At 55.3% G+C, this 26,394-nt stretch carries 25 protein-coding genes, 1 tRNA gene, 1 other RNA gene and 1 pseudogene; 19 read left to right on the top strand and 9 right to left on the bottom strand.

Annotation, left to right across the window (positions count from 1 at the left end; genetic code table 11):
- Positions 1 to 6: 6 nt before the first annotated feature.
- The 3 genes from GKR98_05665 to ssrA all read right to left on the bottom strand — a co-directional run bounded on the left by GKR98_05665 (position 7) and on the right by ssrA (position 1,634).
- Entirely contained in the window at positions 7 to 483 is a 477-nt protein-coding gene (locus tag GKR98_05665; GenBank protein ID QMU57731.1) for a hypothetical protein, read from the bottom strand.
- 401 nt (positions 484 to 884) lie between these two features.
- Entirely contained in the window at positions 885 to 1,061 is a 177-nt protein-coding gene (locus GKR98_05660; protein ID QMU57730.1) for a hypothetical protein, read from the bottom strand.
- 220 nt (positions 1,062 to 1,281) lie between these two features.
- Positions 1,282 to 1,634, bottom strand: a transfer-messenger RNA (tmRNA) gene (gene ssrA, locus GKR98_05655).
- Positions 1,635 to 1,710: 76 nt separating this feature from the next.
- Here ssrA and GKR98_05650 point away from each other — a divergent pair.
- From GKR98_05650 to GKR98_05640, 3 genes are read left to right on the top strand one after another with little or no spacing between them, the layout of a single operon-like run.
- Positions 1,711 to 2,217: a damage-inducible protein DinB gene (locus tag GKR98_05650; GenBank protein ID QMU57729.1), complete on the top strand. Its 507-nt coding sequence runs from the start codon at positions 1,711 to 1,713 to the stop codon at positions 2,215 to 2,217.
- 4 nt (positions 2,218 to 2,221) lie between these two features.
- The gene (locus GKR98_05645; GenBank protein ID QMU57728.1) at positions 2,222 to 3,049 is read left to right on the top strand and encodes an alpha/beta fold hydrolase; all 828 of its coding nucleotides are present in this window, start codon (positions 2,222 to 2,224) and stop codon (positions 3,047 to 3,049) included.
- A gap of 18 nt (positions 3,050 to 3,067) precedes the next feature.
- Positions 3,068 to 4,054 (top strand): acryloyl-CoA reductase, encoded by a 987-nt coding sequence (locus GKR98_05640; protein ID QMU57727.1) that lies wholly within the window; start codon positions 3,068 to 3,070, stop codon positions 4,052 to 4,054.
- A gap of 10 nt (positions 4,055 to 4,064) precedes the next feature.
- Here GKR98_05640 and GKR98_05635 read toward each other — a convergent pair whose 3' ends face one another.
- On the bottom strand, positions 4,065 to 4,907 hold the full coding sequence (locus tag GKR98_05635; GenBank protein ID QMU57726.1) for a hypothetical protein: 843 nt from the start codon (positions 4,905 to 4,907) through the stop codon (positions 4,065 to 4,067).
- Between the two features lie 337 nt (positions 4,908 to 5,244).
- The gene (locus GKR98_05630; GenBank protein QMU57725.1) at positions 5,245 to 6,372 is read right to left on the bottom strand and encodes a cytochrome; all 1,128 of its coding nucleotides are present in this window, start codon (positions 6,370 to 6,372) and stop codon (positions 5,245 to 5,247) included.
- Between the two features lie 92 nt (positions 6,373 to 6,464).
- Here GKR98_05630 and fabD point away from each other — a divergent pair, with 92 nt between their 5' ends.
- The 8 genes and pseudogenes from fabD to GKR98_05590 all read left to right on the top strand — a co-directional run bounded on the left by fabD (position 6,465) and on the right by GKR98_05590 (position 13,049).
- Positions 6,465 to 7,406: an ACP S-malonyltransferase gene (gene fabD / locus GKR98_05625; GenBank protein ID QMU57724.1), complete on the top strand. Its 942-nt coding sequence runs from the start codon at positions 6,465 to 6,467 to the stop codon at positions 7,404 to 7,406.
- A 69-nt stretch (positions 7,407 to 7,475) separates the two neighbouring features.
- On the top strand, positions 7,476 to 8,213 hold the full coding sequence (gene fabG / locus GKR98_05620) for a 3-oxoacyl-[acyl-carrier-protein] reductase (GenBank protein QMU57723.1): 738 nt from the start codon (positions 7,476 to 7,478) through the stop codon (positions 8,211 to 8,213).
- 160 nt (positions 8,214 to 8,373) lie between these two features.
- Positions 8,374 to 8,607, top strand: a complete 234-nt coding sequence (locus GKR98_05615) for an acyl carrier protein (protein ID QMU57722.1) — start codon at positions 8,374 to 8,376, stop codon at positions 8,605 to 8,607.
- Between the two features lie 123 nt (positions 8,608 to 8,730).
- The gene (locus GKR98_05610; GenBank protein ID QMU57721.1) at positions 8,731 to 9,474 is read left to right on the top strand and encodes a 1-(5-phosphoribosyl)-5-[(5-phosphoribosylamino)methylideneamino] imidazole-4-carboxamide isomerase; all 744 of its coding nucleotides are present in this window, start codon (positions 8,731 to 8,733) and stop codon (positions 9,472 to 9,474) included.
- A gap of 153 nt (positions 9,475 to 9,627) precedes the next feature.
- Positions 9,628 to 10,890, top strand: coding sequence for a beta-ketoacyl-ACP synthase II (gene fabF, locus GKR98_05605; protein QMU57720.1), 1,263 nt, complete (start codon positions 9,628 to 9,630; stop codon positions 10,888 to 10,890).
- Complete coding sequence (gene mltG / locus GKR98_05600) at positions 10,890 to 12,065, top strand: endolytic transglycosylase MltG (GenBank protein ID QMU57719.1); 1,176 nt, start codon at positions 10,890 to 10,892, stop codon at positions 12,063 to 12,065. Before fabF ends, mltG begins: the two co-directional genes overlap by 1 nt.
- Positions 12,066 to 12,418: 353 nt before the next feature.
- Positions 12,419 to 12,763 carry a hypothetical protein gene (locus GKR98_05595; protein QMU57718.1) on the top strand — a complete coding sequence of 115 codons (345 nt, stop codon included), beginning with the start codon at positions 12,419 to 12,421 and terminating at the stop codon, positions 12,761 to 12,763.
- Positions 12,762 to 13,049 (top strand): annotated as a pseudogene (locus GKR98_05590) (ATP-binding protein). The gene GKR98_05595 and the pseudogene GKR98_05590 overlap by 2 nt, the downstream one beginning before the upstream one ends.
- Before the next feature lie 74 nt (positions 13,050 to 13,123).
- Here GKR98_05590 and GKR98_05585 read toward each other — a convergent pair.
- Positions 13,124 to 14,475 (bottom strand): IS3 family transposase gene (locus GKR98_05585; protein QMU57717.1). Its coding sequence is split into 2 segments (ribosomal slippage): positions 13,124 to 14,139 and positions 14,139 to 14,475, totalling 1,353 coding nucleotides; the frame shifts between segments, so codons are not numbered across the junction.
- A gap of 170 nt (positions 14,476 to 14,645) precedes the next feature.
- Here GKR98_05585 and GKR98_05580 point away from each other — a divergent pair.
- Positions 14,646 to 17,414, top strand: a complete 2,769-nt coding sequence (locus GKR98_05580; protein ID QMU57716.1) for a hypothetical protein — start codon at positions 14,646 to 14,648, stop codon at positions 17,412 to 17,414.
- A gap of 144 nt (positions 17,415 to 17,558) precedes the next feature.
- Here the strand turns inward: GKR98_05580 and GKR98_05575 are convergent.
- Together GKR98_05575 and GKR98_05570 are read right to left on the bottom strand one after the other, a co-directional pair.
- Positions 17,559 to 17,633 (bottom strand) — tRNA-Asn (locus tag GKR98_05575).
- A 53-nt stretch (positions 17,634 to 17,686) separates the two neighbouring features.
- Positions 17,687 to 18,589 carry an MBL fold metallo-hydrolase gene (locus tag GKR98_05570; GenBank protein ID QMU57715.1) on the bottom strand — a complete coding sequence of 301 codons (903 nt, stop codon included), beginning with the start codon at positions 18,587 to 18,589 and terminating at the stop codon, positions 17,687 to 17,689.
- Positions 18,590 to 18,631: 42 nt separating this feature from the next.
- Between GKR98_05570 and GKR98_05565 the strand changes: the two genes are divergently transcribed.
- The gene (locus GKR98_05565) at positions 18,632 to 19,948 is read left to right on the top strand and encodes a HAMP domain-containing protein (protein QMU57714.1); all 1,317 of its coding nucleotides are present in this window, start codon (positions 18,632 to 18,634) and stop codon (positions 19,946 to 19,948) included.
- A 699-nt stretch (positions 19,949 to 20,647) separates the two neighbouring features.
- Here the strand turns inward: GKR98_05565 and GKR98_05560 are convergent.
- Positions 20,648 to 21,145, bottom strand: coding sequence for an ImmA/IrrE family metallo-endopeptidase (locus tag GKR98_05560; GenBank protein ID QMU57713.1), 498 nt, complete (start codon positions 21,143 to 21,145; stop codon positions 20,648 to 20,650).
- On the opposite strand from GKR98_05560, the gene GKR98_05555 reads away from it, so the two are divergent.
- The 6 genes from GKR98_05555 (at position 20,997) to potA (ending at position 26,389) form a co-directional block, all read left to right on the top strand.
- Positions 20,997 to 21,272, top strand: coding sequence for a hypothetical protein (locus GKR98_05555; protein QMU57712.1), 276 nt, complete (start codon positions 20,997 to 20,999; stop codon positions 21,270 to 21,272). The two genes, GKR98_05560 and GKR98_05555, sit on opposite strands and share 149 nt — an antisense overlap.
- A gap of 11 nt (positions 21,273 to 21,283) precedes the next feature.
- Positions 21,284 to 21,982 (top strand): hypothetical protein, encoded by a 699-nt coding sequence (locus GKR98_05550; GenBank protein QMU57711.1) that lies wholly within the window; start codon positions 21,284 to 21,286, stop codon positions 21,980 to 21,982.
- Between the two features lie 368 nt (positions 21,983 to 22,350).
- Complete coding sequence (locus tag GKR98_05545; GenBank protein ID QMU57710.1) at positions 22,351 to 23,265, top strand: ABC transporter permease subunit; 915 nt, start codon at positions 22,351 to 22,353, stop codon at positions 23,263 to 23,265.
- A gap of 20 nt (positions 23,266 to 23,285) precedes the next feature.
- Positions 23,286 to 24,098 carry an ABC transporter permease subunit gene (locus GKR98_05540; GenBank protein ID QMU59981.1) on the top strand — a complete coding sequence of 271 codons (813 nt, stop codon included), beginning with the start codon at positions 23,286 to 23,288 and terminating at the stop codon, positions 24,096 to 24,098.
- A gap of 31 nt (positions 24,099 to 24,129) precedes the next feature.
- The gene (locus GKR98_05535) at positions 24,130 to 25,257 is read left to right on the top strand and encodes an extracellular solute-binding protein (GenBank protein QMU57709.1); all 1,128 of its coding nucleotides are present in this window, start codon (positions 24,130 to 24,132) and stop codon (positions 25,255 to 25,257) included.
- Between the two features lie 61 nt (positions 25,258 to 25,318).
- Positions 25,319 to 26,389 (top strand): polyamine ABC transporter ATP-binding protein, encoded by a 1,071-nt coding sequence (gene potA, locus GKR98_05530; GenBank protein ID QMU57708.1) that lies wholly within the window; start codon positions 25,319 to 25,321, stop codon positions 26,387 to 26,389.
- Positions 26,390 to 26,394: the final 5 nt, after the last annotated feature.

Here is a 26,394-nt window from a genome sequence, read left to right as displayed (position 1 = left end):
GGCGGATTACTTGCGGAAACTGTCCAGGCTGACGACCTCGGCGTCGCCTTTGGATTTTGGCTCGTCATCCATTTCTTCTTTGGAAACAGCCACTACGGGCGAGGGCGTGGTTTCTTCTTCTTCGTCATCTTCCTGGGACTCGAAACGCAGGCCGAATTCGACAGACGGATCCACGAATGTACGAATGGCATCGTAAGGGATGTAGAGCGGTTCCGGCGAATCGCCAAAATTGAGGGTGACGGCAAAGCCGTCGTCGGTCACATCCAGGTTGTCGAACCAATGCTGCATAACCACGGTCATTTCTTCGGGGTAGCGATCAGAAAGCCAATCGGCAATCTCGACATCGGGGTGCATGGTGTCGAAGGTGATGAAGAAATGATGCTCGCCGGGCAGGCCATTTTCCGCGATGTCGTCCAACACCTTGCGGATCAGGCCACGCATGGCACCATGCATCAGTTTTCCGTAGTCGATCGTTCGGTCCATTTCGCCTCCCGGGGATTGGTCCCAGCATAGAAGAATCCCTTCCGATGGGAAGGCGATTTACGTGGAATTTTCAATGGGGTGAGATGAGGTTTTTGGAAGGGTGGCGTGCGGTGATGTTCTTATGCGGACGTCCGCTCTGAGCCCAAAATAGCAGATGCTGCGCAGTACTCGAATGTCGGCAATGCGAGAAATTCCTAGTTTAAATACACACCAGTAACAAACACTCCACGGTATTTACTGAGGGTTCAGTCCTTCAAAACAAACTCTAGCAGGTAAGATGCTTTTGATAAAACTTCTTTCATTTGGCCGTAGAACACGACGGCGGCGGGCGAGCGGTCAAATTTTCCATAGACTTGAATGACGACTTGGTTTTCCCTCTGCTCGGGGTAGTCGGAGTCCAATTAGCTATTCTCAATGTACTTGAGGTAGCAATTGACCTTCTCTTGTAGTTGCCAAAGGTGCTCATCATCAGACTTTCCGCCAACCCATTCCAGATGGTCCGTGATAATCAGGCGGGTCGTTTTTTCTGTCTGACTGACCTGAATGATATCCACGGAGTTTGGGTCCGATATACTCATAGAAAATTTCAACCTCTTTCTTTACGTGCGTGTGACTAGCGCACTCAAGACAGTCGATCAAAGGCAGACCTTTGATAGTCAATGGCGAACGGCAGCTAAATCCCGCAGAGCCGACACTGCGTTGCCTTTTCGCACAAAATCAACTTCGACACCCAAATGATGATTTTACGAGACACTTCGTGGACTTCCGTTGCCAAGTGCTCAATTTTTTTGAGATGAAAGTGCAGGCTTCTGTTGCCAGGTGCCTGCGAACCCCGCCCTAGACTGCAAAGCCTAGGGACTTAGATTTCAATAGTTCCGACTGCTTACGCTGCCATCGCCATTGGAGCTTTGTTGTCATTTGCAACTAGCTTTAACGGACCGATATCGGTGGTACCTCACCGAGACAAAGCAAACCCCTTTAGACGTCCGTCGATCCTATTTCGTCCCCATGATCCCCAAATGAAGGATGTTTGGTGGAGACGCCGGGTACCGCCCCCGGGTCCGATCCGCTTATTACGAGCGCGTTTATGTCCATAGTCCCGTTGCCGGAACGTAGTGAATATAGGGGCTGAGGCGACGGTTTGAAAGGGTGATTTGTGTCGAAGGTCGATTGTTTGGGCAGCTGTTGCTCTTGACGGCTGAGGGCTTTGAGACAAGGGTATGACCCATGATTACGCAAGAGCATTGCCACAATATGGCGCGGTATAATCGGTGGCAGAACCAAAGTTTGTTCGGGGCTGCTGATGGAATTAGTGACGAAGCCCGGAGACTGGACAGAGGGGCATTTTTTGGTTTGATCCATCGCACCCTCAATCATTTGCTATGGGCGGATGTGAGTTGGATGAGCCGGTTTGATGATTGGTCGCCGCCGGATGTCTATTTCGATGATGCGCCGAACTGGATTGGTGAGTGGACTGATATGCAGGCCCGTCGGGTTGATGTAGATGCGCGGATTTATGAATGGTCACAGCGTGTTGCGACAGATGACTTAATGCAGAAAATCCACTGGATTCATCGCGAGTCCGGCAAAGACGTCGAAGCCGTATTCGGTTATGCCGTCAACCATATGTTCAACCATCAGACCCATCATCGGGGTCAGGCGAACGCCATGGTGACGGCGGCCGGTGGTGTTCCGAGGGTGACCGATTTTTTCATGATGCCGGCGGACGCGTAGGCCCTTGAAGCAGATCGAGATCAACGGCCGGCAACTGGCTTATCGCAAGGGGGGCGACGGTGAAACGATCATCGCGCTGCACTGTTCGTCCAGCCATTCGGGCCAGTGGAAGCCGTTGATTAGCGCTTTGGAGCAAAATGCGCGCGTTATTGCGCCCGATATGCACGGATATGGGCGAAGTGAGTCATTTGTCGTGGATGGACGCCCGTGGTTTGAGCATGATGCGGAATATGTCTTAACACTGATTGAACAAAGCGACCGGCCTGTGCATCTGGTTGGGCATTCGTTGGGTGCAGCGTTGGCGTGCTTTGTCACTCGATCCCGGCCCGAAGCGGTTGCAAGCCTGACGATGATTGAGCCGGTTTTGTTTGCATTGCTGGAGGAGGCTGAAGCGCCTGAGGTGAAGGATGCCTGGTGGATTTCGTCGACTCTTCATGGGTTGTTGCGAGTTGGGCGCCAGGAAGAGGCGGCGGAAACGTTCGTGGACTTTTGGGCTGGGTCTGGCAGTTGGGACGCGACGGAAGACCACGTCAAAGCCTATGTTATACAGACAATTGGGCGCGTTGCTGACGATTGGGCCGGGATGGCGCAATTACTGGAAGGACAGGTTCGGCTGGCGGATATTGCCAGTTTGAAGATGCCGGTATTGATGATGCGGGGCACGGAAACACGGGCTTCGGCCTCGCGGATCGTGGATTTGATGTTGGAGCGGTTGCCGGATGGGCGGTTGGTCGAGTTTTCTGGTCTGGGACATATGGCGGCTGTCACGCATCCTGATATCGTGATGCCTGAAATCATTGGGTGGCTGGATGGTCATCTTAAGCAAAGTTAACGACGGGGAGACGGCGACATGCGGGCATTGCTGGTGGAAAAGGACGACGAGGGCAAAACGAGCGCCTCGGTTCAACAGATTGGCGAGGACCGTTTGCCAAAGGGCGATGTGACCGTTGCTGTGGAGTATTCGACCGTTAATTATAAGGACGGATTGTGCGTTGGACCCGGTGGCGGGCTGGTGCGGAATTACCCGCATGTGCCGGGCATTGATTTTGCGGGCACAGTCGAGGTCAGCGACGATGCGCGGTATGCCGCGGGCGATAAGGTAGTCTTAACTGGTTGGCGCGTGGGCGAGGCTTACTGGGGCGGATATGCTGAAAAGGCGCGGGTGAATGCCGACTGGCTGGTTCCGTTGCCGGATGGTTTGACGACGCGGGCGGCGATGGCGGTTGGCACGGCTGGCTTTACGGCGATGCTGGCGGTTATGGCGTTAGAAGATCATGGGATGAAGCCCGATCAGGGCGAGGTTTTGGTGACCGGCGCCGCCGGGGGCGTGGGGTCGGTGGCGACGGCGATATTGGCGAACCTCGGCTATGAGGTGGCGGCGGTGACGGGGCGGCCGGAGACGGGCGATTACCTGAGCGGGCTGGGTGCCAGCCGGATCGTGGCGCGCGAAGAACTGAACGAGACCGTGAAAAGGCCATTGGAAGCAGAGGCTTGGGCAGGCTGTGTGGATGCGGTTGGTGGTGCCATGCTGGCGCGGGTTCTCGGGCAGATGAAATATGGATCATCTGTTGCGGCTGTTGGACTAGCAGGGGGTGCGGGGCTGCCTGCGACGGTCATTCCGTTCCTGTTGCGCGGCGTTAATCTGTTGGGGATCGACAGTGTGATGCAGCCTTATGATAATCGCGTGCGGGCCTGGGAACGGGTGGCGCAAAACCTGCCGATGGATAAGCTGGAAGGCATGGTCCAGCCTGCAACGCTAGGCGATTTGCCGCGTTTGGGGGCGGAAATTTTGAAGGGGCAAGTTAAAGGGCGCGTGGTCGTCGATGTGAACGCCTAAGCGCCTTGTTTTACGGGACCAGATCGCCAAAAAAGCCGCCAACGAAGCGCGTGTTGCCGTCCAGCGGGGTGGTGAAATTGCCTTCGAATGTGCCGATTAAGTTTTCGTGACCAGCCCCATAGAGCCAGCCTTCGACATCTGTTCCGTTCAGCGGGACATTTGCGACGGGATTGATCAAGTCATCGTATGTGGCGATGAGAGTGCCGGAGACTTCGTTGCCGGTCAGCGTGCCTGCGGGGAAGACGTCGATTGTGATGGTTTCGCCAACGCCGCCGAGCATTTCGCCATGGTAGACAAAGCCGGAAAACAGGTTGTTGGCGAAATCCACTTCTAAGTTCGATGTGCCGCTTTCGACATTAACGGTACCGATGCCGTCGGTGACGATGAGTTCGCTGGTGCCTTCGAATTGGGCGAAATCAACGGTTGGTACATCGGCCGGATCGGTTTGGAAGCCATAGGCACCGATATAGACGCTGGAGTCGGAAATAATGTTAGATCCCAATGACCTGAGAGCCGGGGATAAATCGATCTGCGTCGATGAAATATCGATTCTTTCGTATTCACCTGGGGTCAAAGTTTCATTCAGAAGATAGGTGCGGCCATCGACCGAAACCTCGATTTCGGTAGCGCTAATGACTTTGATTGAACCGGTTCCACGAGTTGGATTCAGGGTGCCGCTGGCATCGACGCCAAGATAGCGGAAAGGGAATGTTTTGCCGATGTAGTCAGCAGCATTAATTGGTGCACCATCTGCCAAAACCGGGGCGACGACCGAGGTGCCGCCACCGCAAGCTGAAAGAGTGACTACTGAAAAAATTCCAGCGATTGCAGCTGGTTTGTTCCAAAATTTCATTCCCATATCCCGATACTATGCTTTGAGTTGAGTTCCATGTTTGCAGCTTGATGCTGGCGAATGCTGCGGGAAATACTGCAGGACATCTAGGCGAAACTGCAGGTGCATTGGTCCGAGCATGGGGGATATTGCCAAGAACCGTTAATGATGCGTGCGGGGTGTGGGTGTTGCGCGCAAAGGGCGAAATCGTAAATGTGTTGTTTCGTTGGGGTTTCGGTCAATTTGACCGTGTCTGTATCACGTCGGTATTACGTCGGTATCGCGTCGGTATTTTTGTCGGTGAGGCGGGGTCTTGCCGCTGATTTCGCGTCGCAGGTTAACGGTTCTTACCGCGCTGTTAAGGATTTGCCGGAGTGGGTATGGCCAGACCATTGACTTCGATTGTAAGTCCCGGTTGATCGGGAAAATCCATTTTGCCCGCAATCTGAAGATCGTCGTCGATTTGTGAAATCGCAAGCGTAGCTTTGGGGGCGTCTTCGGGGTCGGCGAACCCTCCGATACCGAGTGTGCCACTAGCAGTGAGGTCTGGAAGGGTACCGGAGATGGCGCCGGTAAATTCGATGGCCGGAAACGGGTCGAGTGCGGTTATGAGCGTGTCGCCTGATTGAGTGCCGTTGGAAGTCAGGAGCGCGAAAAAATCCAGTGTGCCGCTGGCCGCTCCACCGCGCGAGAGCGACAGTAGAAGCGACGTGTCGGCCTCTTCGGCGGTGGCGATGGTTTGGGTGGTTTCGTCAGCGATCGTCAATGTGAGCCTCTGAATTGTCCAGGATTGAGGGCTGTTCGCGGTGACTGCGCTGAGGCGCGCATTGCCTAGGGAAACGCCACCGGCGAGCGCCGCACACCATATGATTAGGGCGACCAGCGCGGGGATAACGTGGCGGCGGGCTGTTCCCGGGCCACGGGGTTTGCCTCGTGTCATGCGGGCCAGGGTGTCATCGCGGTCTATGATCGCGTGTTTCAACGCTCCGGCGATGTGCAGCAATATTGCAATTGCCAAGAGTTTGGTGGCCAGCCAATGAAAGCCACCCGAGAGTTCTGCCCAGGTGGCTGTTGTCGCGATAAAGGGCAAGGATTGCCCAAAGGGCCAAAGGATCGGGGCGAGGCCGGGAGACGCCGCGTGACTGATCCAACCAGAGAGCGGAACCGCGATGAGGGCAATCGTCAGCGTCCAATGTGTGGTTTCAGCAAGAGCGGTTTCCAGGCGGCGATCTGGGTGGATGGGAGCGGGTTTTTGTTGTGTGAGCGACCAGGGGATCCTCAGTATGCCTAATGTCAGAGCGGCGATACCAACGGTTTTATGAAGAGAAAACAGTGTGATGGCACGCGCAATCTCGGCATCGGTTGTGATGGGTGCACTGTTAGCGACCATGCCGAGGGGAAACGCTGTGAAGATCACCAATGCCGTTAGCCAATGTAAGGCACGGGTGAGGCTGCCGTAGGATTTTGCGTTGTTCGATAGGGCCATGGTGATAATCCCTTGCTGAAGGGGCGGTTTGGCTGCTTGTTCCTGCCATTGTGGTGGGTTACGACCAATAAAACAACATGAGGGAGCAGTTTATGAGCCTGGCATTTGTATTTCCCGGACAGGGTGCGCAAACGATTGGCATGGGTCGCGACTTGGCCGAAGCCTATCCGGCGGCGCAGGCGGTTTTCGACGAAGTTGACGATGCGCTGGGCGAGAAGTTGTCTGCGCTGATCTGGGAAGGCGAACAGGACGAGTTGACTCTGACCCAGAATGCACAGCCAGCATTGATGGCGACATCATTGGCGGCGATGCGGGCATTGGAGGCCGAGGGGGTTTCGGTGACGGATGCGGCCTTTGTGGCCGGGCATTCGCTGGGTGAGTATTCAGCATTGGCGGCGGCAGGCGCGTTTTCGATTGCAGATACCGCACGTTTGCTGAGGCTGCGCGGCAAGGCGATGCAAGCGGCGGTTCCTGTGGGCGTAGGTGCCATGGCAGCAGTGCTGGGCCTGGATATCGATGCCGTGCGGCAGGTTGCGGCAGATGCGGCAGAGGGTGAAGTTTGTGCGGCTGCCAACGACAATGACCCGGCGCAGGTCGTTGTGTCTGGCCATAAAGGCGCGGTTGAGCGTGCAGCGGCATTGGCCAAAGAGCGGGGAGCGCGCCGCGCGTTGATGCTGCCGGTGTCTGCACCGTTCCATTGTTCACTGATGGCACCTGCGGCAGAGGCCATGGCTGAGGCTTTGGCCAACGTAGAGATGCGCGATCCGGCGGTTCCGGTGGTGGCCAATGTTCTGGCGCGGCCTGAAAACAGTGCTGCGGCCTTGTCCGGGCTATTGGTCGAGCAGGTCACCCATTCGGTGCGTTGGCGCGAGAGTGTGGATTGGATGGCAACCGAGGGCGATGTGACCGGATTCTGGGAGATCGGGGCGGGCAAGGCTCTGACTGGAATGATCCGGCGCATCGCTAAGGAGGCTGAGACGCGGGCGGTTGGCACATCGGCAGATGTGGCTACGGCGCTTGAGGCACGGGGCTAGGGGCGCTGCCCCCGCCGCCCTGGCGGGCGGCTCCCCCGGAGTTTTTCTGATCAGAAGAAGGATAAAAGCATGTTCGATTTGACAGGCAAGGCGGCATTGGTGACGGGTGCGTCTGGCGGTATTGGGGCGGCGATTGCACGTGGGCTTCATGCGCGTGGGGCGACGGTTGGTCTGTCTGGCACACGGGTTGAGCCGTTGGAGGCTTTGGCAGCAGAGCTTGGCGAACGCGCCCACGTGTTACCTTGCAATCTGAGTGATGCCGAGGCGGTGGCGGCTTTGCCGAAGGCCGCGACCGAGGCCATGGGCAGCGTTGATATTCTGGTCAACAACGCCGGGATCACGCGGGACAACCTGTTCATGCGGATGTCGGACGAGGAATGGGCATCGGTTTTGCAGGTCAATCTGACCTCGGCCATGATTTTGTGCAAAGGCGCGATCCGGGGCATGATGAAGGCACGGTGGGGGCGGATCATCAATATCTCGTCCGTGGTGGGCGCGACCGGCAATCCAGGCCAGGCAAACTATGCCGCGTCCAAGGCCGGTTTGGTCGGAATGTCGAAATCGTTGGCCTATGAGGTGGCCAGTCGCGGGATCACCGTGAACTGTGTGGCACCGGGGTTCATTACCACCGCAATGACTGACAAGCTGACGGACGATCAGAAGGGCGGGATATTGGCGCAGGTGCCTGCGGGGCGCATGGGGGATGCTGATGAAATTGCGGCGGCCGTGATCTATCTGGCCAGTCAGGAAGCCGCCTATACGACAGGCACAACGTTGCATGTGAACGGTGGAATGGCCATGTTGTAATCGCCGGTGTGCGACGATGGATACTATTTGCTTTCGCAAAATTTATGGTATAGGCGGCGCACATCTTGACCGGAGCACGGGGTGGTCCGGTTTCGTTGTCCCTGTGGGGCAGAAAAGTTAACACACGGGACAAAACCCCGAAGAATTGTGAGGAAATGACATGAGCGACATCGAAGATCGCACACGTAAAATCGTAGTCGAGCACCTTGGCGTCGAAGGCGACAAAGTAACTGAAAACGCATCGTTCATCGATGATCTGGGCGCTGACAGCCTGGACACTGTTGAGCTGGTTATGGCGTTCGAAGAAGAATTCGGAATTGAAATTCCTGATGACGCAGCCGAAACCATCCAAAGCTTTGGCGACGCTGTGAAATTCATCAAAGAAGCTTCCTGATCTAAATCGGATCAAGGCGAGAGACGGCGTTCCTTTGGGGACGCCGTTTTGCGTATTACGCGCATGTTTCGTCGCTCATTACGATTGTGCCCGACTTTCTCTTGTTAACCCTATGGAGGCCGTATGATCATTTATCCGACTATCGAATTGCAGAATGGCAAATGTGTCAGCCTGAACCGGGGTGTGATCGAAGATCCGATGATCTGGCATGTTGATCCGGTGAAAATCGCCGGTAGCTTTGCTGATTCTGGCGCGGAATGGATGCACGTCACCGATCTTGATGCCATTGATGGCAGCGACGGTAATTCCGAGTTGGTGGCCAAGATTATTCGCACGGCGGGCATTCCGGTGCAGCTGGGCGGTGGTTTCCGGTCGCGAGATCAGGTGGAATATTGGATCGACAAGGGGGCGGGGCGCATAGTTGTTGGTTCACTGGCGACGCGCGATCCGCAACTGGTGAAGGCGCTGGCCAAGTATTACCCGGATCAGATCGTATTGTCGGTGGATGTCTGGCGCGGTCAGGTGATGATGGACGGTTGGCGGCGGGCCTCGGCGTTTACGCCTGAAAGCTTTATCCAAGCATATGCCAATACGCCGTTTGCGGCCATTGTCGTGACCGATGTGGATGCAGACGTTGATAACACAGATGGCTCGATAGGGCTGATCACCGGGATCGCAGAATCAACCCGCACGCCGATTATCGGCAGCGGGTTTGTTCGCAACGTTGACGATATCTCGCGGTTGCAACTGCTGCGCAGTGTGTCCGGCGTGCTGATCGGACGGGCCTTGTTCCGCAAGGACGTTGATCTGGTCGAGGCTTTGGCGGCGGCGACTGACCGCGTTGAGCGTCAGGCAGAGTTTATCTGACACGACCCAAGCGGGCGGGAAAATGCCCGCCCGGCCCATTTCCCAGTGATTTCGGCCCGAATTGGGCTGAAAGCCGCCATAGGCGGCCTTGCCCATGGGTTGGGGGACGGGGTATCTCTTGGGAAAATACAAATACGAAATAGGGGTGCAGACATGCGGCGAGTGGTTGTTACAGGGCTTGGCATGGTTTCTCCGCTGGCGAGCGGTGTTGAAGCTACGTGGGAGCGCATTCTGGCGGGTCAATCCGGTGCCGGACAGATCACGCGGTTTGATGCGTCCCATCTGGCGACGACCTATGCGTGTGAAGTGCCACGCGGTGATGGCTCGGACGGGACATTTAATCCTGACGACTGGATGGAGCCGAAAGATCAACGCAAGGTCGATGAGTTCATTGTTTACGGGATGGCGGCCGCTGAACAGGCGGTGCAAGACGCGGGCTGGGCCCCCACAGATACCGAGAGCCTCGAGCGCACTGGCGTAATGATAGGGTCCGGCATTGGCGGTTTGCAGTCGATTGCGGAAACAGCCATTTTGCTGAAAGAGCGCGGGCCGCGTCGGGTGTCGCCGTTCTTTATTCCGGGATCCTTGATCAATCTGGTGTCCGGGCAGGTATCGATCCGCTTTGGCTTTAAGGGGCCGAACCATGCGGTTGTGACCGCCTGTTCGACGGGTGCCCATGCCATCGGCGATGCGGCGCGGTTGATTATGCTGGATGATGCCGATGTGATGGTTGCCGGTGGCGCGGAAAGCCCGATTTGCGAGATCGGGATTGCCGGGTTCAATGCCTGTAAGGCGCTGTCGACCAAGCGCGGGAATGAGCCTGAGAAAGCCAGCCGGCCTTATGATGCGGATCGAGACGGGTTCGTGATGGGCGAGGGTGCTGGAGTCGTCGTGCTGGAGGAATACGAACACGCCAAGGCGCGCGGTGCCAAGATCTATGCGGAAATTTTGGGGTATGGTTTGTCAGGGGATGCTTATCACATCACGGCACCATCGGAGAACGGTGAGGGCGGCGAGCGCGCCATGCGCAATGCTTTGCGGTCAGCCAAGATCAGCGGTGCAGATGTGGATTACATCAACGCGCATGGCACATCGACTATGGCCGATACCATCGAATTGGGTGCGGTTGAGCGCGTGATGGGTGATGCGGCCAAGGGCGCAACCATGTCATCGACCAAATCGTCGATTGGGCACTTGTTGGGCGCGGCGGGATCGGTCGAGGCGATCTTCTGTATCTTGGCGTTGCGCGATCAAATTGCGCCGCCGACGATTAATCTGGATAACCCGGCCACCGAGCCGATGTTGGACCTGGCACCAAACGCGGCGCGTCGGCGGGAAGTTGGGATCGCACTGTCGAATTCATTTGGATTTGGCGGCACCAATGCATCGTTGGTTATGGGGCGGATTGATCGCTGATGTGGCGAAACCTGGCGTCTAATGTTCTGACTCTGTTGATTGTTGCGCTGGTTTTTGGTGCCGGAGCGCTTGGCTATGCCCAGCGGCAGTATTCCACAGACGGCCCGCTTGTCGAGGCGATTTGCTTGCAGGTTGCTCCGGGAAGCAACATGAGTCGGGTTGCGGATGATCTGGAGGCCCAGGGAGCCGTGACCAGTGCGATGTTGTATCGTTTGGGCGCGCAGTATTCTGACCGTTCGCATTTGCTGAAAGCCGGTTCGTTCCTGATCGACGAAGGCACGTCGATGCAAGAGATTGTGGCGCAGGTGACCGGCGACGGCTTGTCGACTTGTGGCACCGAGGTCATTTACCGGGTTTCGGTTAGCGGACAATCGGTGCGGGTGCGCGAGTTGAACCCTGTCAGCCAGGCGTTTGAGGAGACTGCAAACTTTAATCCACGCGATGAGGTTTTGCCGGACCCATATGTGAAGGCGCGAGACGATGTAGCAACGCGGTATCGTATCGTTGTGGCCGAAGGTGTGACCAGTTGGCAGATCGTTGATGCCTTGATGGCGTCGGATGTGTTCGAGGGTGAGGTTGCTGCTGTTCCTGCTGAAGGGACGTTGGCACCGGATGGCTATGAATTTCGTCCCGGTGCGGATCGGGCTGCGTTTTTGGCGCAGATGGAGGCGGCACAGGCCGTTCGGTTGGCCGAGGCTTGGGAAAGTCGGGGATCGGACTTGCAGATCGAAACGCCTGAAGAGGCGATGATCCTGGCGTCGATCATTGAAAAGGAAACCAGCATTGCCGAGGAACGGGAGATTGTCTCAAGCGTTCTGCACAATCGGCTGGATATCGGATGGCGGTTGCAATTTGATCCGACGATCATTTACGGGATCACGCGGGGTGTGGGCACACTGGGGCGTCCAATATCGAACGCGGACATCAGCGGGCGCACTGAAGAACGACGCCACGGTACGATCGAGTATAACACCTATCAGATCGACGGATTGCCGGCGGGGCCGATTGGGAATCCGGGCGAAGCGTCGATTATTGCGGCGCTAAATCCGGCAGAGTCACCGTTCCGGTTCTTTGTGGCCACGGGCGATGGCGGGCATGCGTTTGCCGTGACATTGGACGAGCACAACGCCAATGTTGCCCGATTGCGGGCTATTGAGGCCGAGCGGGCGAACTGAGTCGGATTTGACTGTCTGGCGGCTGGGTGATTCTGGAACATCAGTGATGTTTAGTGAGTTTTGGCGTGCCGGTTCGGCGCGGTTTGACGCCTTTGTTCAGCGGTGGTCGTTGATGTGCGTTGAGCTGTTCATTTTAGAAGCATTGTTTTGGGCCCTTGTTTGTATAGGTGTTAACGTTTTGGTAATTGGACCGAGCGGTATTATTCAATTCTATCAATAACTTAAGCCTTGACGGATCGAACGGTTTAGCCTATACCTTCAGGCAAGCTAGGACAGTTGGCAGAGCGGTCGGGACATGGTTCCCCGGCCGCTTTTGCGTTCCTGGCACTCCAAACAAGATTGGAACCTCTGCGATGACGGAAGACATTTCCAACAGAGCTGGGACCAATGGCGCGCGCGTGTTGCTGATGCATAGCGAGCAGGCATTGGAAGACGTGCTGGCGGCATTCGCGCTGCTGGCCAAGCGGATTAAGGACGGGGATCTGCCGTCAGACACCGACTTTGCACAATCGTGCAGGGTTCTGGCGAGGACGCGGATCACGTTGATTGAGGAGATTCAGAAACATGAAAAACGCGTCCTCGTTGCCAAGGGCAATGCCGCCGAAGCTCCGCTCGATTTCGATGCCATCAAAGACGAAATCGGGCGCAAACTTGATCGCCTCCGTGAGCAAAAGGGATCAGGCGGCGCTTCTAAGTGAGTTGTCGAATGATGCCATACGGGGGCTGCCGTATTTGTTCGAATTCTGGGCGCTGCCGCATCAGGTACCGCCAGAGGGCGATTGGAGAACCTGGGTGATCTTGGGCGGGCGTGGTGCCGGGAAGACGCGGGGCGGGGCTGAATGGGTGCGATCCGAAGTTGAGGGGGCCGGACCGAAGGATCCGGGACGTTCGAAGCGGGTGGCGTTGATTGGCGAGACCTTTGATCAGACGCGGGACGTGATGGTTTTTGGCGAAAGCGGCATTCTGGCCTGTTCTCCGCCGGATTGTCCGTCGTCAGGGTTTTGGGAACCAAGAGTTGCTTAAACAAGTAAAGAGTTTGGCTCGTCTGGTTGATGTTATTATGCGGCGCGCTGTCTGTGATGCAAGCGCCGCGCTTCGAGCGTCTTTCGTTTGATCCTTTCCCGTTGTCTTAGAATGGCTTTGTCACGCCCGAAGTAGACGTCGGCGGGTGTGACGTTGTTCAGGCTCTCGTGGTAGCGCTTGTGATTGTAGTGATCGACGAAGGCTTCGATCTGGGTTTCGAGGTCTCCCGGAAGGAAGTAGTTCTCCAATAGGATGCGGTTCTTCAGGGTTTGATGCCACCTCTCGATCTTGCCCTGTGTCTGGGGATGATATGGTGCGCCCCGAGAATGCTTCATGCCTTTGTCCTGCAGCCATTCAGCCAGATCGCCAGAGACGTAACTGGACCCGTTGTCGCTGAGGAGGCGGGGTTTGTGGATGACGTGAACCTGATCGCACCCTGATGCTTGTAGCGCCAAATCCAGGGTGTCCGTCACGTCCTCTGCCCGCATGTTCGTGCAGAGTTTCCACGAGATGATGTAGCGGCTGTAGTCGTCCAGGATTGTGCTGAGATAGAACCAGCCCCAGCCAAGCACTTTGAGATAGGTGAAGTCGGTTTGCCAAAGCTGGTTGATCGCAGTGGTCTTGTCTTTGAACTCGTTTGCCGCCTTGAGCACGATAAAGGCCGGGCTGGTGATCAGATCGTGGGCCTTCAGGGCCCGATAGACTGAAGATTCCGAGACGAAGTAGCGCTCCCGATCCGTGAACGTCACTGCCAGTTCGCGCGGCGACAGCTCCGTCTCCTGCAGCGCCAGCTTGACGACCTTGCGCCGGACTTCGTCGGGGATGCGGTTCCAGACATGTCTGGGCTTAGGCGCTTGATCCACAAGGCCAGCGTCGCCGCGCTGCCGATACCGATCATACCAACGGTAAAATGTGGTGCGGGGGATGCCCAGCTTTGCCAATGTTCGACGAGCAGACAAATGCGACCCCTCAACAAGCCGGATGATCTCCAACTTCTCAGATGCAGCATACCTCATTCTTGGTCGCCCCCACCGCCGGTCATGCTTTTTTTGAGAAGACGCAGTTCCAGTGTTTGCTCGGCAACGACCTCCTTCAGGTCTCGGGCTTCGCGGCGCAGGTCCTTGACTTCGTCGGTCGTAGCCGCACGCGCCGTATCTCCAGCAAGCCGCCGTTTGCCAGCTTCCATGAAGTCCTTGGACCATTTGTAGTAGATACCTTGAGATATTCCCTCACGACGGCACAACTCAGCAATGCTGTCTTCGCCACGCAAGCCATCCAGCACGATCCGGATCTTCTCTTCTGACGAATACTGTTTGCGCGTCGCGCGCTTGATCTCTTTGACGATCTGCTCGCCGGGGCTCCTGCGAGTTCCAGTTGTCTGTCTCATGTCCCACTCCTCAGTGGTTACGATGAGCCAACAAAACTCTCTTATCAAATTAACCTAATTGGACCCATAGGCGCTGACTTCAGACAGTTGCGGTGCATAACTGGAGTTCTGTTGGTGCTGCCCTTCGTCCAGCTACGGCGAGACTTGATCGCCTCATCCGTGATGCGCGCGTGACTGTATTTGATGACGATCTCGAAATTCTTATCCCTCATCATGAAGCTGTTACCTTGGATGCCAGTTTTGCAGAAGTGCTGGGTTTTCCACCGGTTGCGACGGCGTCCTGTCATCTTGATGCCCGCGGTCGCGTTGATCAGCCAGAAACAAACATTATTGCAAAATGGCGCGACAAGAACTTCAATCAGGTTCGTCCAGAGAGGCATGGCGCTTTTTTGCGATACGCTGGCCAGGACTGGAGGCTAACGCCCACAGTCTACGATCTCCTAAACGCAGTTGACGGATTTAACGCAAGCCAAGGTGACGACCCTATGACTAGGGTACAGGCTTGGGGTCCAGTTCAAGCGGCACTTAAGGTTGTTACTGGCGAAACGGTGGAGGCCGATCAATATCTTTCTAGTCTTACTATCTATCAGGCTGGCAGTTTTGCGCTCGACATTGAGCAGACCTCAGATGGATCCAATTTCGTGCCGGTACTGATGGCACGGGAAAAACGTCCGAAGGACGTCGACGAGACTGATACCCCTGAAGATGGAGAGTTTAGAGAAGACCCGGATGAGTTGCGCGACGAGGCTGCGGATGCGCTTCTCCCACCCGATTTCCAACAAGATTTCGTACGGCATCGATTTATTGCTGATCAAAGTGTCTCGCCAGCCTATGTACTGGGGCGCGGTCATTTCGTCGTCTTAGAACCATCGCTTCAAGCCGCCTTAAAAGTTGTTCAGGAAAAGCGCAAAGCGCCCGATGAAGATCGGCGCGATTTTATCAAGAACCCCCGAGTTTATCTCGCATCGGCCCTCGACGATGATTTGTCGGCAGCCAATCTTTTCGTAGAGACAACACAATACTCGGAGCGCGTAACGGGGCTGAAGCTCTGGGAACCAGTCGAATTGCCTTGGCTTGCAAAGTTCAAGACCGCCTGGTTGCCCGAGGGCGTTCCAATCGTCGTGGAGGGTGAAGAGCTGCTCCTGGCAGAGCCACCGGAAAGCCTGGCAGAGCGCGTTCAGCAGGCGAAATCCGCTTGTCAGGAAATGCTCGAAGTCAGTGGCCGAGAAATCAAGATTTCTGTACTTGAAGAGGCGCTTGAAGCCTTCAAACCTCAGGCGATGGATGAAAGAGCGGATGAGCCTGACGAACCGGCTTCTCCTGAGCCCTCAAGAGATGTTCTCGATATTGAGGACAACATCGAAGAGACAGGGTTCATCGTGGAGATGTCGCCCAGAAGCTCAAAGATCGGTGACGATATTGGCTTGAACTCCCGCGTTCTCTCATCCCCGAAAGTGCATCAAGTTGATGGCATTCAATGGCTCTTAGATGCCTGGAAGGCAGGATGGCCGGGTGTGCTTTTGGCCGACGATATGGGCCTCGGGAAGACCTACCAAACGCTAGTGTTTTTGGCATGGCGCCGCGCAGAAATTTTGGCAAAGGGTAAGTCGAATGCACCGATCCTTGTTGTTGCGCCTACGGCGCTCTTGAAAACCTGGATCGCCGAAGCGGAGGTACATCTTGCACCGAATACTCTTGGCGAATGCGTTGAGGCCTTTGGCGCCGGCCTTCGTGAGCTAAAGGCACCCAAAGGCCCGGGGTGGTCCCCGGAAACAGCACTGGACATGGTCCGCCTGAAGCAAGCCGGCTGGGTGTTAACGACCTACGAAACCCTCGCAACGTATCATCGGGCCTTTGCGCGCGTTGGGTACGACGTTGCTGTCTTTGATGAAATGCAGCGGATCAAGTCGCCGACAACGTTAAACACGCACGCTGCCAAGGCAATGAGCGCGGATTTCGTGCTCGGCCTCACGGGAACTCCCGTCGAAAACAGACTGGAGGACCTTTGGTGCATCATGGATCGAATTGCACCAGGGCTTCTCGGCGACCTTAGGCGGTTCAGTGAGAGGTACTCAGAAGCTGAAGAGCAACAATTGATCGAGCTGAAGGCCAAAATGGAAGACGCCAATTCGGCTCCCCCCGTCTTGAAACGCCGAATGAAAGTAGACATCCTCGATGGTCTTCCGGCAAAAAATATCCAGACCTATAGAGCATCGATGCCAGACAAGCAGGCGAATGCCTACGCGAAGACGGTCAGCGCTGTTCAATCCCTAGGGGCAAATAGGGCAACGATGCTCGAGGCGATCCATAAGTTTCGCGGAATTTCCATGCATCCGGAGCTTAATACGGACCTCGCCTTTGGTGATGTCTCTGCATTTGAAGCCTGGGCGCATCAATCTGCCCGGGTCAAACTTGCTTTGGATGTCCTGAACGACATTCGGGACAGAGGCGAAAAGGCCCTCCTGTTCCTTGAATACAAGGCGGCACAGCGCGTTATTGCGGCAGGGCTCGCCGCTCGTTACGGGCTCGCTTCAGAGCCAATGATTATCAATGGCGATGTAGCAGGGGCTAAGCGCCAGCCGATGGTGGCTGAGTTTCAGAGGCTGCCGCCCGGCTTTGATGTCATGATCTTGTCTCCACGCGCGGCAGGTGTCGGGCTCACGATTACAGCCGCAAACCATGTCATTCATCTCTCACGCTGGTGGAACCCGGCTGTCGAAGACCAGTGCAATGACCGAGTGTACCGGATTGGCCAAGACAAGCCCGTGACCGTGCACATACCACTTGCTATCCACCCCATGTATAAGGAGAAGTCCTTTGATCAGAAGCTAGACGAGCTACTCCAAAAAAAACGGGCTCTGTCGCACAATCTGTTGGCGCCGCCCGAAAGTAAAAGTGATGTCTCCGATATTTATTCAGGGGTTATCTCGAAATTATAGAAGCCGGTGTATTCTTAGGTGTCAAAGTTGAGGAAGAAGATTAATTTCAGCCCCCGTGGCGACTCCGTGGCGATTTAAACTACTATCGGTGATCTTGTCAGAAACAAAAAAGCCCTCAAGCCGTTGAGCTTAAGGGGTTGTTTTTGGCTCCGGCGGTAGGGATCGAACCTACGACCAATTGATTAACAGTCAACTGCTCTACCGCTGAGCTACGCCGGAACACGGCGTGCCGTATAGCAATCAGTTTTCGTCAGGTCCAGTGATAATCTGAACTATTTTTGGTCTTCAGGCAGCTGCCAATTCCAGCGAAATGTTGCTCTGGTCAAATTTTCCTCGCTGGAAATTACGTTATTTTTTTCAATAAGATAAATTAGGTGTGCCAAAACGTTTCTTTCGGCGGCCATGAAAAGTCTCGGTGACAAACTGCCGTAGATCCTGGTCGTCATTGCCGAGAGTGTTGTTTGGCCGTCTTTCAATTGACTGACAATTTCATTTTCCCGTTTCTCACGATGATGCAACAGCCAGTTCAGCCGTTCATTTGGATTGTCGATGGCCGCACCGTGACCCGGCATTAATCGTTCTAAGTTCATTCCAAGAAGCAATCGCGTTGTGGCCCTGAAATCCGCCAGATTGCCATCAGGAGGAGATATTACTGATGACGCCCAGTCAAATACGTGATCTCCGGAGAAAAGTGAGTTTTTTATTCGAAACGCAAAGTGTCCCGCAAAGTGCCCCGGTGTGTGAACTGCTGTTATTGTGCAAGAGCCGATCTCAAAGGCGTCACCACCCTCAACTATCACGTCAGGGCGTAACTCTGTGTCGATGCCTTCGCCACCGCCCAAATGATGTGCTTTGTTTGATCGCGACGCAGTGGCAACTTGCGCAGAAGCCAGAATGGGCGCGCCGGAAATCTCGGCCAACTGTATAGCCAGTTGGCAGTGATCTTTATGCGCATGGGTCACAAAAATATGGCTGATATTCTCGCTGTCTGTTGCTCTTAGTATGGCGTCAAGATGGTTTGGATCGGCGGGCCCTGGATCAATGATTGCGACTTGCCCCGTGCCAACAACATAAGTATTGGTTCCCCAATGGGTCATGGCCCCAGGGTTGGGCGCCAGTAAACATCGGACATCGCGTTGTATGGATATCGGTTGTCCGACCGGTGGTTTCTGCATGTTGGGCTTTCTCTTGCAGTTTGGTGAGACTAAGTTCTGTGTATGTCGCGCATTAACATAAAAAACCTTCTTCCGCGTTCGCTTTTTGGCAGGGCAGCGCTGATTTACTTTGTGCCTGTGTTGACGATTTTGGGTGTGGTCTCGGTGGTTTTCATCCAGCGGCTGTACGAAGATGTCACGCGCCAGATGACAATGAGCGCAATGGATGAAGTCGAACTGATCTTGTCAGAGATCAAGAGTGCGCCGAATAAATCAGCCGCAATTGAAAGATCCAGGCAGCTAGCTGGGCCTCTTGCGATTGAAGTCTCGTTTTCGGACGTTCGTGTCGACACGCGTCGAAGTTCTTTCGATCTTAGCGGCTCGAGAATATTTTCTACTGTGTTTGAACGCAGGTCAGATGTTTTGGGTATCGATCTGGTCGCGCGGGATGGCTGGGTTCGACTAAAATTTGCGTCCATCTACGGCGACTTGACCTTTGATATGCCAAGGACGCGGTTCAATGCGCGAAATCCACACCAGTTTCTTGTCTTGATGGGGTTCACAGCAATTGTCATGACATTAATCGCGCTTCTCTATTTGCGTGGTCAGGTGCGCCCCATTCGTAGACTTGCAGCGGCCGCGTCAGCGTTCGGCAAGGGGCATGTTCTGCCGTACCGACCGTCTGGGGCCCGAGAAGTAAGGGAAGCCGGTAGTGCATTCATTCAGATGCGAGATCGGATCGAAAGGCAGATCGAGCAGCGTACGATGATGTTGTCTGGGGTGAGCCATGATTTGAAGACACCGTTGACCAGGATGCGGCTGGCGCTTGGGTTGATGGACGACGATGAGACGACAAGGTCATTGAATTCCGACGTCGACGAGATGGATAGGATGCTGAATGCGTTTCTTGAGTTCGCGCGAGCTGGAAAACTTGATGATCCAGTCGAGCATTCTTTGGTAGAGACCGTGCAGCATTCCGTTGTGAAGGCTCAAAGAGCCGGATGGAACGTTTCTCTCGGACGAACAGATGAAATTGCTAATATGGTGGTGCGACCGCTTGCTTTGTCTCGAGCGTTAGACAATCTGATTGGGAACGCGTGCAGATATGCGAATTGCGCCATAGTCGAGTTGTTGGACAGGGATAACGTCGCGGTTATCAGAGTTTCCGATGACGGTCCGGGTATTCCTGTCGAAGAACGCGCGACTGCATTGAAAGCCTTCAGCAGGTTTGATGTCGCCAGAAATCAAAACGCGGGCTCCGGTGTTGGCTTGGGTCTGGCAATTGCCAATGAGATAGCACGCCAACACGGAGGACAGCTTAAATTGGGGCGCTGCGAAGACTTGGGAGGTCTGCGAGCGGAGATACTTATTCCGCGCTGACAGGACTGTAAAAACTTTGAAGGTGAAAGGCTTTGGAAAAGGTAGTCGCAGGAACTGCTTCAAACCCAAATAGTTTGTGTCTTCCAATGGTCTAATTGGCCAGCAGGTCGAACCCATTACCAAAAAAATTGGTAGTGCGTCCAGTCCTGCGCTAGACGGTCTGGGCCTGTTTCTCCTGATTTACTGGGAATTAACAGGGAGAATCGCGATAATTGCCCCAAGATCCTCGAATGTCGGTAGAGCTGGCTCTGATTGCTAACTGGATATCAAAGGCTTATGCCCAATTTCCCTGTTATTTTCGGATGAGGGAAATATCACATCCAGAACAGGGTATAATCGACTGCTATCAGGGAAAGAGGTGCGATTTAAAGGGAATGCATATTTCGTGCCTGTATTAGCGGAACTTTGGCATTCCCAGCTCTTCGAATTCGTTGTTCTCGGCCTCGCCATCATCTTGCCGTTCAACCAAGAGCAAAGTCACTGCGTGGCCGTCGCGACCGACGCGGGTCTGCTCCCACAGTTCCAAATCAGACGAGTCTGTCCAGGTCGTTGGATGGGCTTCGATGATGTCAGTGAGACCAAGGTCGCCGTTCGATATGGCCCGGAACGCACTCGTGGTTGGCGCGATGGTGCCGCCCGTTTTCGATTGATCCAGGGAAAGTCTGCCCCTTTATAATGATAGCGAACGCAGCTATTTTGTTACCAGACCGCCGCCAACGCTTCGGGGCGAAGGTCAATCATGCGCCGCACCGAGGCTTCAAGGCTAATGCCAAAAGCGTCTCGAGTGTGCTCGGCATATTCTAGGTCGGGATGGTTCGACAGCAAGGCCTCGAACTTGGGCGCCGGGGCCAATGGCTCGATGGCAAACTGATTGGCTTGAGATTCCTGTTTGAGCTCCCGGTGACCTTCCTGCGTCTCGCGCAAATCCTGCGAACGGCACCGGAAACCCGTCGCATCTGTCAATTGGTGCTTCTCCATCAGGAAATGCCCAAGTTCGTGCGCCACAGTGAACCGCGCGCGTCTTGGGCCCCGTCGCGTATTGGCGAGAATGGCACCGCTGCTGCGAACCGCATCAGTTATCCGAGATGTATCGGGCAGGGGCGAGATTGTGCTGGATGTTTTTGGTGGCTCAGGATCGACATTGATTGCTGCTGAGAGGACTGGACGGCGCGGGTATGTCTCCGAGTTGGATCCCATTTACTGCGATCGGATTATCGCGAGATGGCAGCAGTATGCGATTGATGATGCCGTGCAATTGGTTTGCGGTTGGTCGCCCGAGTTAAATCGGGTGTTGGAGGCCGCGGAAAGAGCGGGGGAAAGGTAAAACTGCCTGCCATGGGGCACAGCGCCTCTTATGATATTGGCTATGGAAAACCACCAAAGCAGACGCAGTTTGCACCAGGCAATTCAGGCAATCCCAAGGGTCGATCCAAGGGTGCGAAGAACAAACGACCGGCGTTACACGAGGAAAGTTTGAAGGAAATTGTGCTGGATGAGGCTTATCGCGACATCTCGGTCCGCGATGGAGATAACAACGTCTCCATGCCCATGGCACAGGCCATCATGCGGTCGCTCGCAGTGAACACAGCCAAAGGGCAGCATCGGGCCCAGCGTCTCTTTGCAGAAATCCTGACCACGACGGAACGACAAAACAAGCAACTCGCCGATGAATGGCTCAGCACTGCGATGGATTACAAGATCGAATGGGACGAAGAGCTCCGCCGACGAGAACGTCTCGGCATCACCGATCTGCCAGACCCACTGCCGCATCTCGATCAGGTGAAGATCGATATGAACACCGGCATGGCATGGGTTCAAGGTCCGATGACCAGGGAGGATAAGGCCAAACTTGAGGAATGGGTCAGAAAACAACACGGCTTCAGAGAGGATCTAGAATTTGTGCGTGAAGAGCTGGAGGTTGCCGAGGATAATGATTGCCGCGCGTCTCTGGAAGCTGATTTTGCCCACACGCGAAAGATGGTCGACGTGATCCAAAAGGTGTTGGACGTGCACGGATACAAGGACCCGGCGTAATTGGCCGGAATGAACCCAGGACCGGTCGTTCGGGCTTTCCGCGGCGAATGTCCGCTTTGAGCCGAGTGCCGCCAAATCCTGTCCATTCGACACAGATGCTGCGGCGCATCTGAGGTCAGATTCGAGCCGGCAGCCGATGCTGCTGTGTCTCTGAATGTCTGCTTGTTTGCATAAGTAAAGAGCGGTCAGACGGCCTACCTATCCGTTTGCGGACACCACCTATCCAATTCGCAACTTGGCCTAATGAGTGCTGTTAGCTGTTAATGTTGACATGTCGCAACGAATGTTTTGGTGTTCTGTTTCCTCCAATTCGACGAGGAGTTGGAACGTTGGGGTTCAATGGATTTTCGTTGCACTGACCGGCACCAGTGCCGCGGTTTGGATATGAGGAAGGGAAGAATTTGTCTGCATTCCTGCGAGGACTTGGCAGACCGGGAAGGACCGCATTGTTGGCGGCGCCTGGAGTGCTCTTCTTTGTCGTATTCTTCGTGGTTCCGCTCCTCTCACTTTTCCTGCTGTCGCTCGATAAACCAACGCTCGGAAACGCCAGCATTCAGTGGATGTTCGACTTTCGCAATTTTGAACGCTTCTTTGGACGCGCGATCTACTACGAGGCAGCGCTAAGATCGGCCGGCCTTGCAGCGCTTGTTTCGCTGATCGCGCTGATCTTGGGTTATCCATTGGCTTTCCTGATCGCCAAGACCACTGACGTGCGCCGCAACACCACTCTGATGATCCTTGTTCTGAGTGCGATGCAACTCGATATGGTGATCCGTCTTTTCGGTCTCATGGTGTTGATGGGGGACGTGGGGCTCATCAACGAGTTTTTCCGATGGGCCGGCCTCATTGGGGACGAGCCTTTGCCCCTGATGTACAATTTCGCGGGGGTCGTCGTTGGTCTGGTGCAGTTTTCGTTGCCGTTCATGATCCTCTCTCTGGTGGGCGTTATTCAGGGCATTAATCCAGCGCTTGAAGAGGCGGCCCGCAGTCTCGGCGCGACCCGGTCACAGACGTTCTGGAAGATTACAATTCCGATGAGCATGCCAGGTATTCTGGCAGGGCTTCTGCTCGTGTTCGCGATTTCATTCTCGTCCTACGTCGTGCCGACATTGATGGGCGGCTGGACCGTCGTGGTGTTGCCAATTCATATCTTCCAGCAGGTTGTCGAGCTGGGGAAGTGGCAGTTTGGTGCCGCAATTGCCGTGGTCATGTTCGCAATCAGTTTCATTATCATGCTGATCTATCAACGCGCCGCCGTTCGTGCTTCGGGAGGGCGTGTCTGATGGTCGAAGCACGAAAAAGAGTGCGTCGTGAGCGACCGGTTCCCCTGATTATGAGCGCACTTGCGATGGTCTCATTGGTCTTGCTGCTGGCCCCGGTGGTAGTGGTCATCCTTGCGGGCCTGAACGCTGGTGATCACCTGACCTTCCCACCCGACGGGTTGTCGCTCCGCTGGGTCGTGGCGTTCTTTCAATCCGGCGCCTTTTTGCCAGCTTATCTCTTCAGCCTAGTGCTTGCCGTTTGCACGATGTTTTTTTCCACGACGCTGGGGACGACGATTGCGTTGGTTCTTGCGCGCAACGAATTCCCGGGAAAACAGATGGCCCGGGCATTCTTCATGGCACCTCTTATGCTCCCGGGCATCGTTCTGGGTTTGGCGCTTTATCTGTTCTATCTCTCAAGTGGTCTTGGGTTAATCCGCACAATGCCCGGCCTCGTGATCGGTCATGTCCTTGTCACCTGCCCGTATGTCATCGGGACCGTGAATGCCTCGCTTGTGGGCTTCGACAAGAGTTTCGAGGAGGCTGCACGGAGCCTTGGCGCCGGTCCGATCAAAACCTTTCGCGCGATCACGCTGCCGATCATTTCGCCGGGGATCATTGCAGGTTCGGTGTTCTCGTTCATCGTTTCCTTCGGCCAGTTCGACGTATCGCTGTTTCTCACGCCACCCGACTACAATCCGCTGCCGATCGCGCTCTACTCGTCGCTTCGCTACACATTTGAGCCGACCGCCGCGGCGGCGGGCATCTTTGCGATCTTTCTTGTGGTGGTATCGATGCTGATTACAGCGCGGTTCACCAACTTGCGCAAACTTGCGAACGTAAATTTCTCATAATGTCAAAGACCCGATGAAACAGGAGAGTGAAATGACCGACACCAAAAAGTTGATCCAACAAAACAAGTCGCTGCTTGGCGTGAACCGGCGCCAATTGCTGAAGACCGGTGCCGCTGCCGGCGCAGTGAGCATGTTCAACATAAACCACGCCTGGTCGCAGGACGTCATGTGGGACGGCGAGCCGTTCGATGCAGGCGGAGCTACGATCCGCATCAACGAATGGGGCGGATTCTGGCAGGAATTCATGACGTCCAACATCATCGAAGAGTTCGAAAAGACATACAACTGCAACGTCGCCTACGATTCATCGTTCCCGTGGTTCCCGAAATATGTCGCCAGCGGACCGCAGGACCCGGCGTTCCACATGGGCAACTGGAATCTCAATGAGATCATAAAGCTCGGCAAGGCAGGAGATTACTTCCTTTCCACTGAAGAGCTGAAGGCCAACATGCCGAACGCGGCCGATTGCTGGGACTTCGCATTCGGTTCGGGCCTGGGTGTAACCTGGGGGTTCGGCCAATATGCCCACGTCTGGCGGACCGACCTGATCGATCCGGCGCCCGAAGGCTTTGCGTCGTTCTGGGAAGATCGTTTTGCCGACAAGCGGGCCACTTACATCACGTCGAACGGCCTGTTCATGACCTTCTTTATGACTGCGGCCGCCGAGTTCGGCTCGGGTCCTGACGATATGGAAGCGGGCTTTGAGGCCATGCGCGCTGCCATGCCAATGAAGATCAGTGATTTCACCGGCAACATGCAGACCCAGGTCGAGCGCGGCGAGGTCCAGATCGGTGTGCAGTGGGAGGGTGAAATCTTCCTCCAGATGGACAAGGGTATTGAAGTCGCACCGCTGACTTGGGAACAAAAGCCAATCCTGACACAGACCCATACCGTGTCGCGTTATTCGGATCCGGTGGAAAAGAAATTGGCATTGGCGCTTGTCAATGCCAAGCTCAGCCCCGAGTTCCAAACCAAGGCCGGCGAAGCATTCTATCTCAGACCGTCCAATAGCAAGGCGGCTCTGCCAGAGCGTTTGACAAACAAGGGTGTGACCAACACGGCCGATGCGCTGGAAGGACTGTGGATCCCTGATTGGGATTGGTATCTCGATAACGAGGACGAAATCGTCGAAACCGTGAACGAGATTTTCGCGGGTTGATCAATCAAACGATATCCCGGCGGGCGGGTCCGCCTGCCGGGATACGACACTGGAAGAATCTATGGCGACGGTTGTCCTTTCTAATCTGAGCAAGACCTTCGGTGACTTTACCGCCGTCGACGATATCTCTGTAGCCATCGAAGAGGGTGAATTCTTCTCGATGCTAGGACCGTCGGGCTGCGGGAAGTCGACGACCCTGCGCATGATCGCAGGGTTCGAAGAGACCAGCGTTGGGCGGATCGAGGTCGGCGGCGTCGACGTCTCTCAATCGCCGCCCGAAGAACGCGAAATCGGATTTGTTTTCCAAAACTATGCGATTTTTCCGCACATGAATGCCTACGACAACATCGCGTTCGGGCTGAAACTGCGTAAGTTGCCCAACGACCAAATTGACAAACGGGTTCGTGACGCGATGGAGCAAGTCGGGATGACCGGCTACGAAAACAGGTTCCAGACCGAGCTTTCCGGCGGTCAGCAACAACGCGTAGCCCTCGCTCGCGTCTTGGTCACGCAACCCCGGATACTACTTCTCGACGAACCGCTGTCGGCGCTGGACAAGAACCTTCGCGAAGAGATGAAGTTCTGGATCAAGGACCTGCAAAAGTCGCTTGGTATCACAACGATCTATGTCACCCACGATCAGGGTGAGGCACTTACCATGTCTGACCGCATAGCTGTCATGAAGGATGGCAAGATTTCACAGGCCGGTACACCGAAAGACATCTACGAGCGCCCTGAAAACCAGTTCGTGACCGAATTCATAGGCGAATCCAATCTACTGGCAGGCAAGGTGGTGTCTAGTCAGGGCGAGACCTGTAGTCTGTCAATCGGCACACATACGGTATCGGCGCCGGTGCGCGCGGGGACCAATTTGAACGACGAAGTAATGCTGGCAATCCGTCCTGAGCGCGTGCTGATCGCGGCGGAGGCAAAATCGGCCCCGGATAATGCGCTGCAACTACCCTTGAAATCTGTCACTTACCAGGGGGCGTTTATCCGCTTTCTGATGGACCTCGATGGGCAAGAGCTAGTGGCAGAAGTTCCGAACCGTTTCGGGACGCCCGACTTCGTCCCGGGCGCTATGATCGACGTGGGTTGGAGGACCGGCTGCGGTTGGATCATCCCCAAATAATGAGA

It is taken from the genome of Boseongicola sp. (genome assembly GCA_014075275.1).
GTDB lineage: Bacteria > Pseudomonadota > Alphaproteobacteria > Rhodobacterales > Rhodobacteraceae.
Note: the sequence above shows the minus strand (reverse complement) of the source record. Positions and strands in the feature narration are given on the sequence as shown.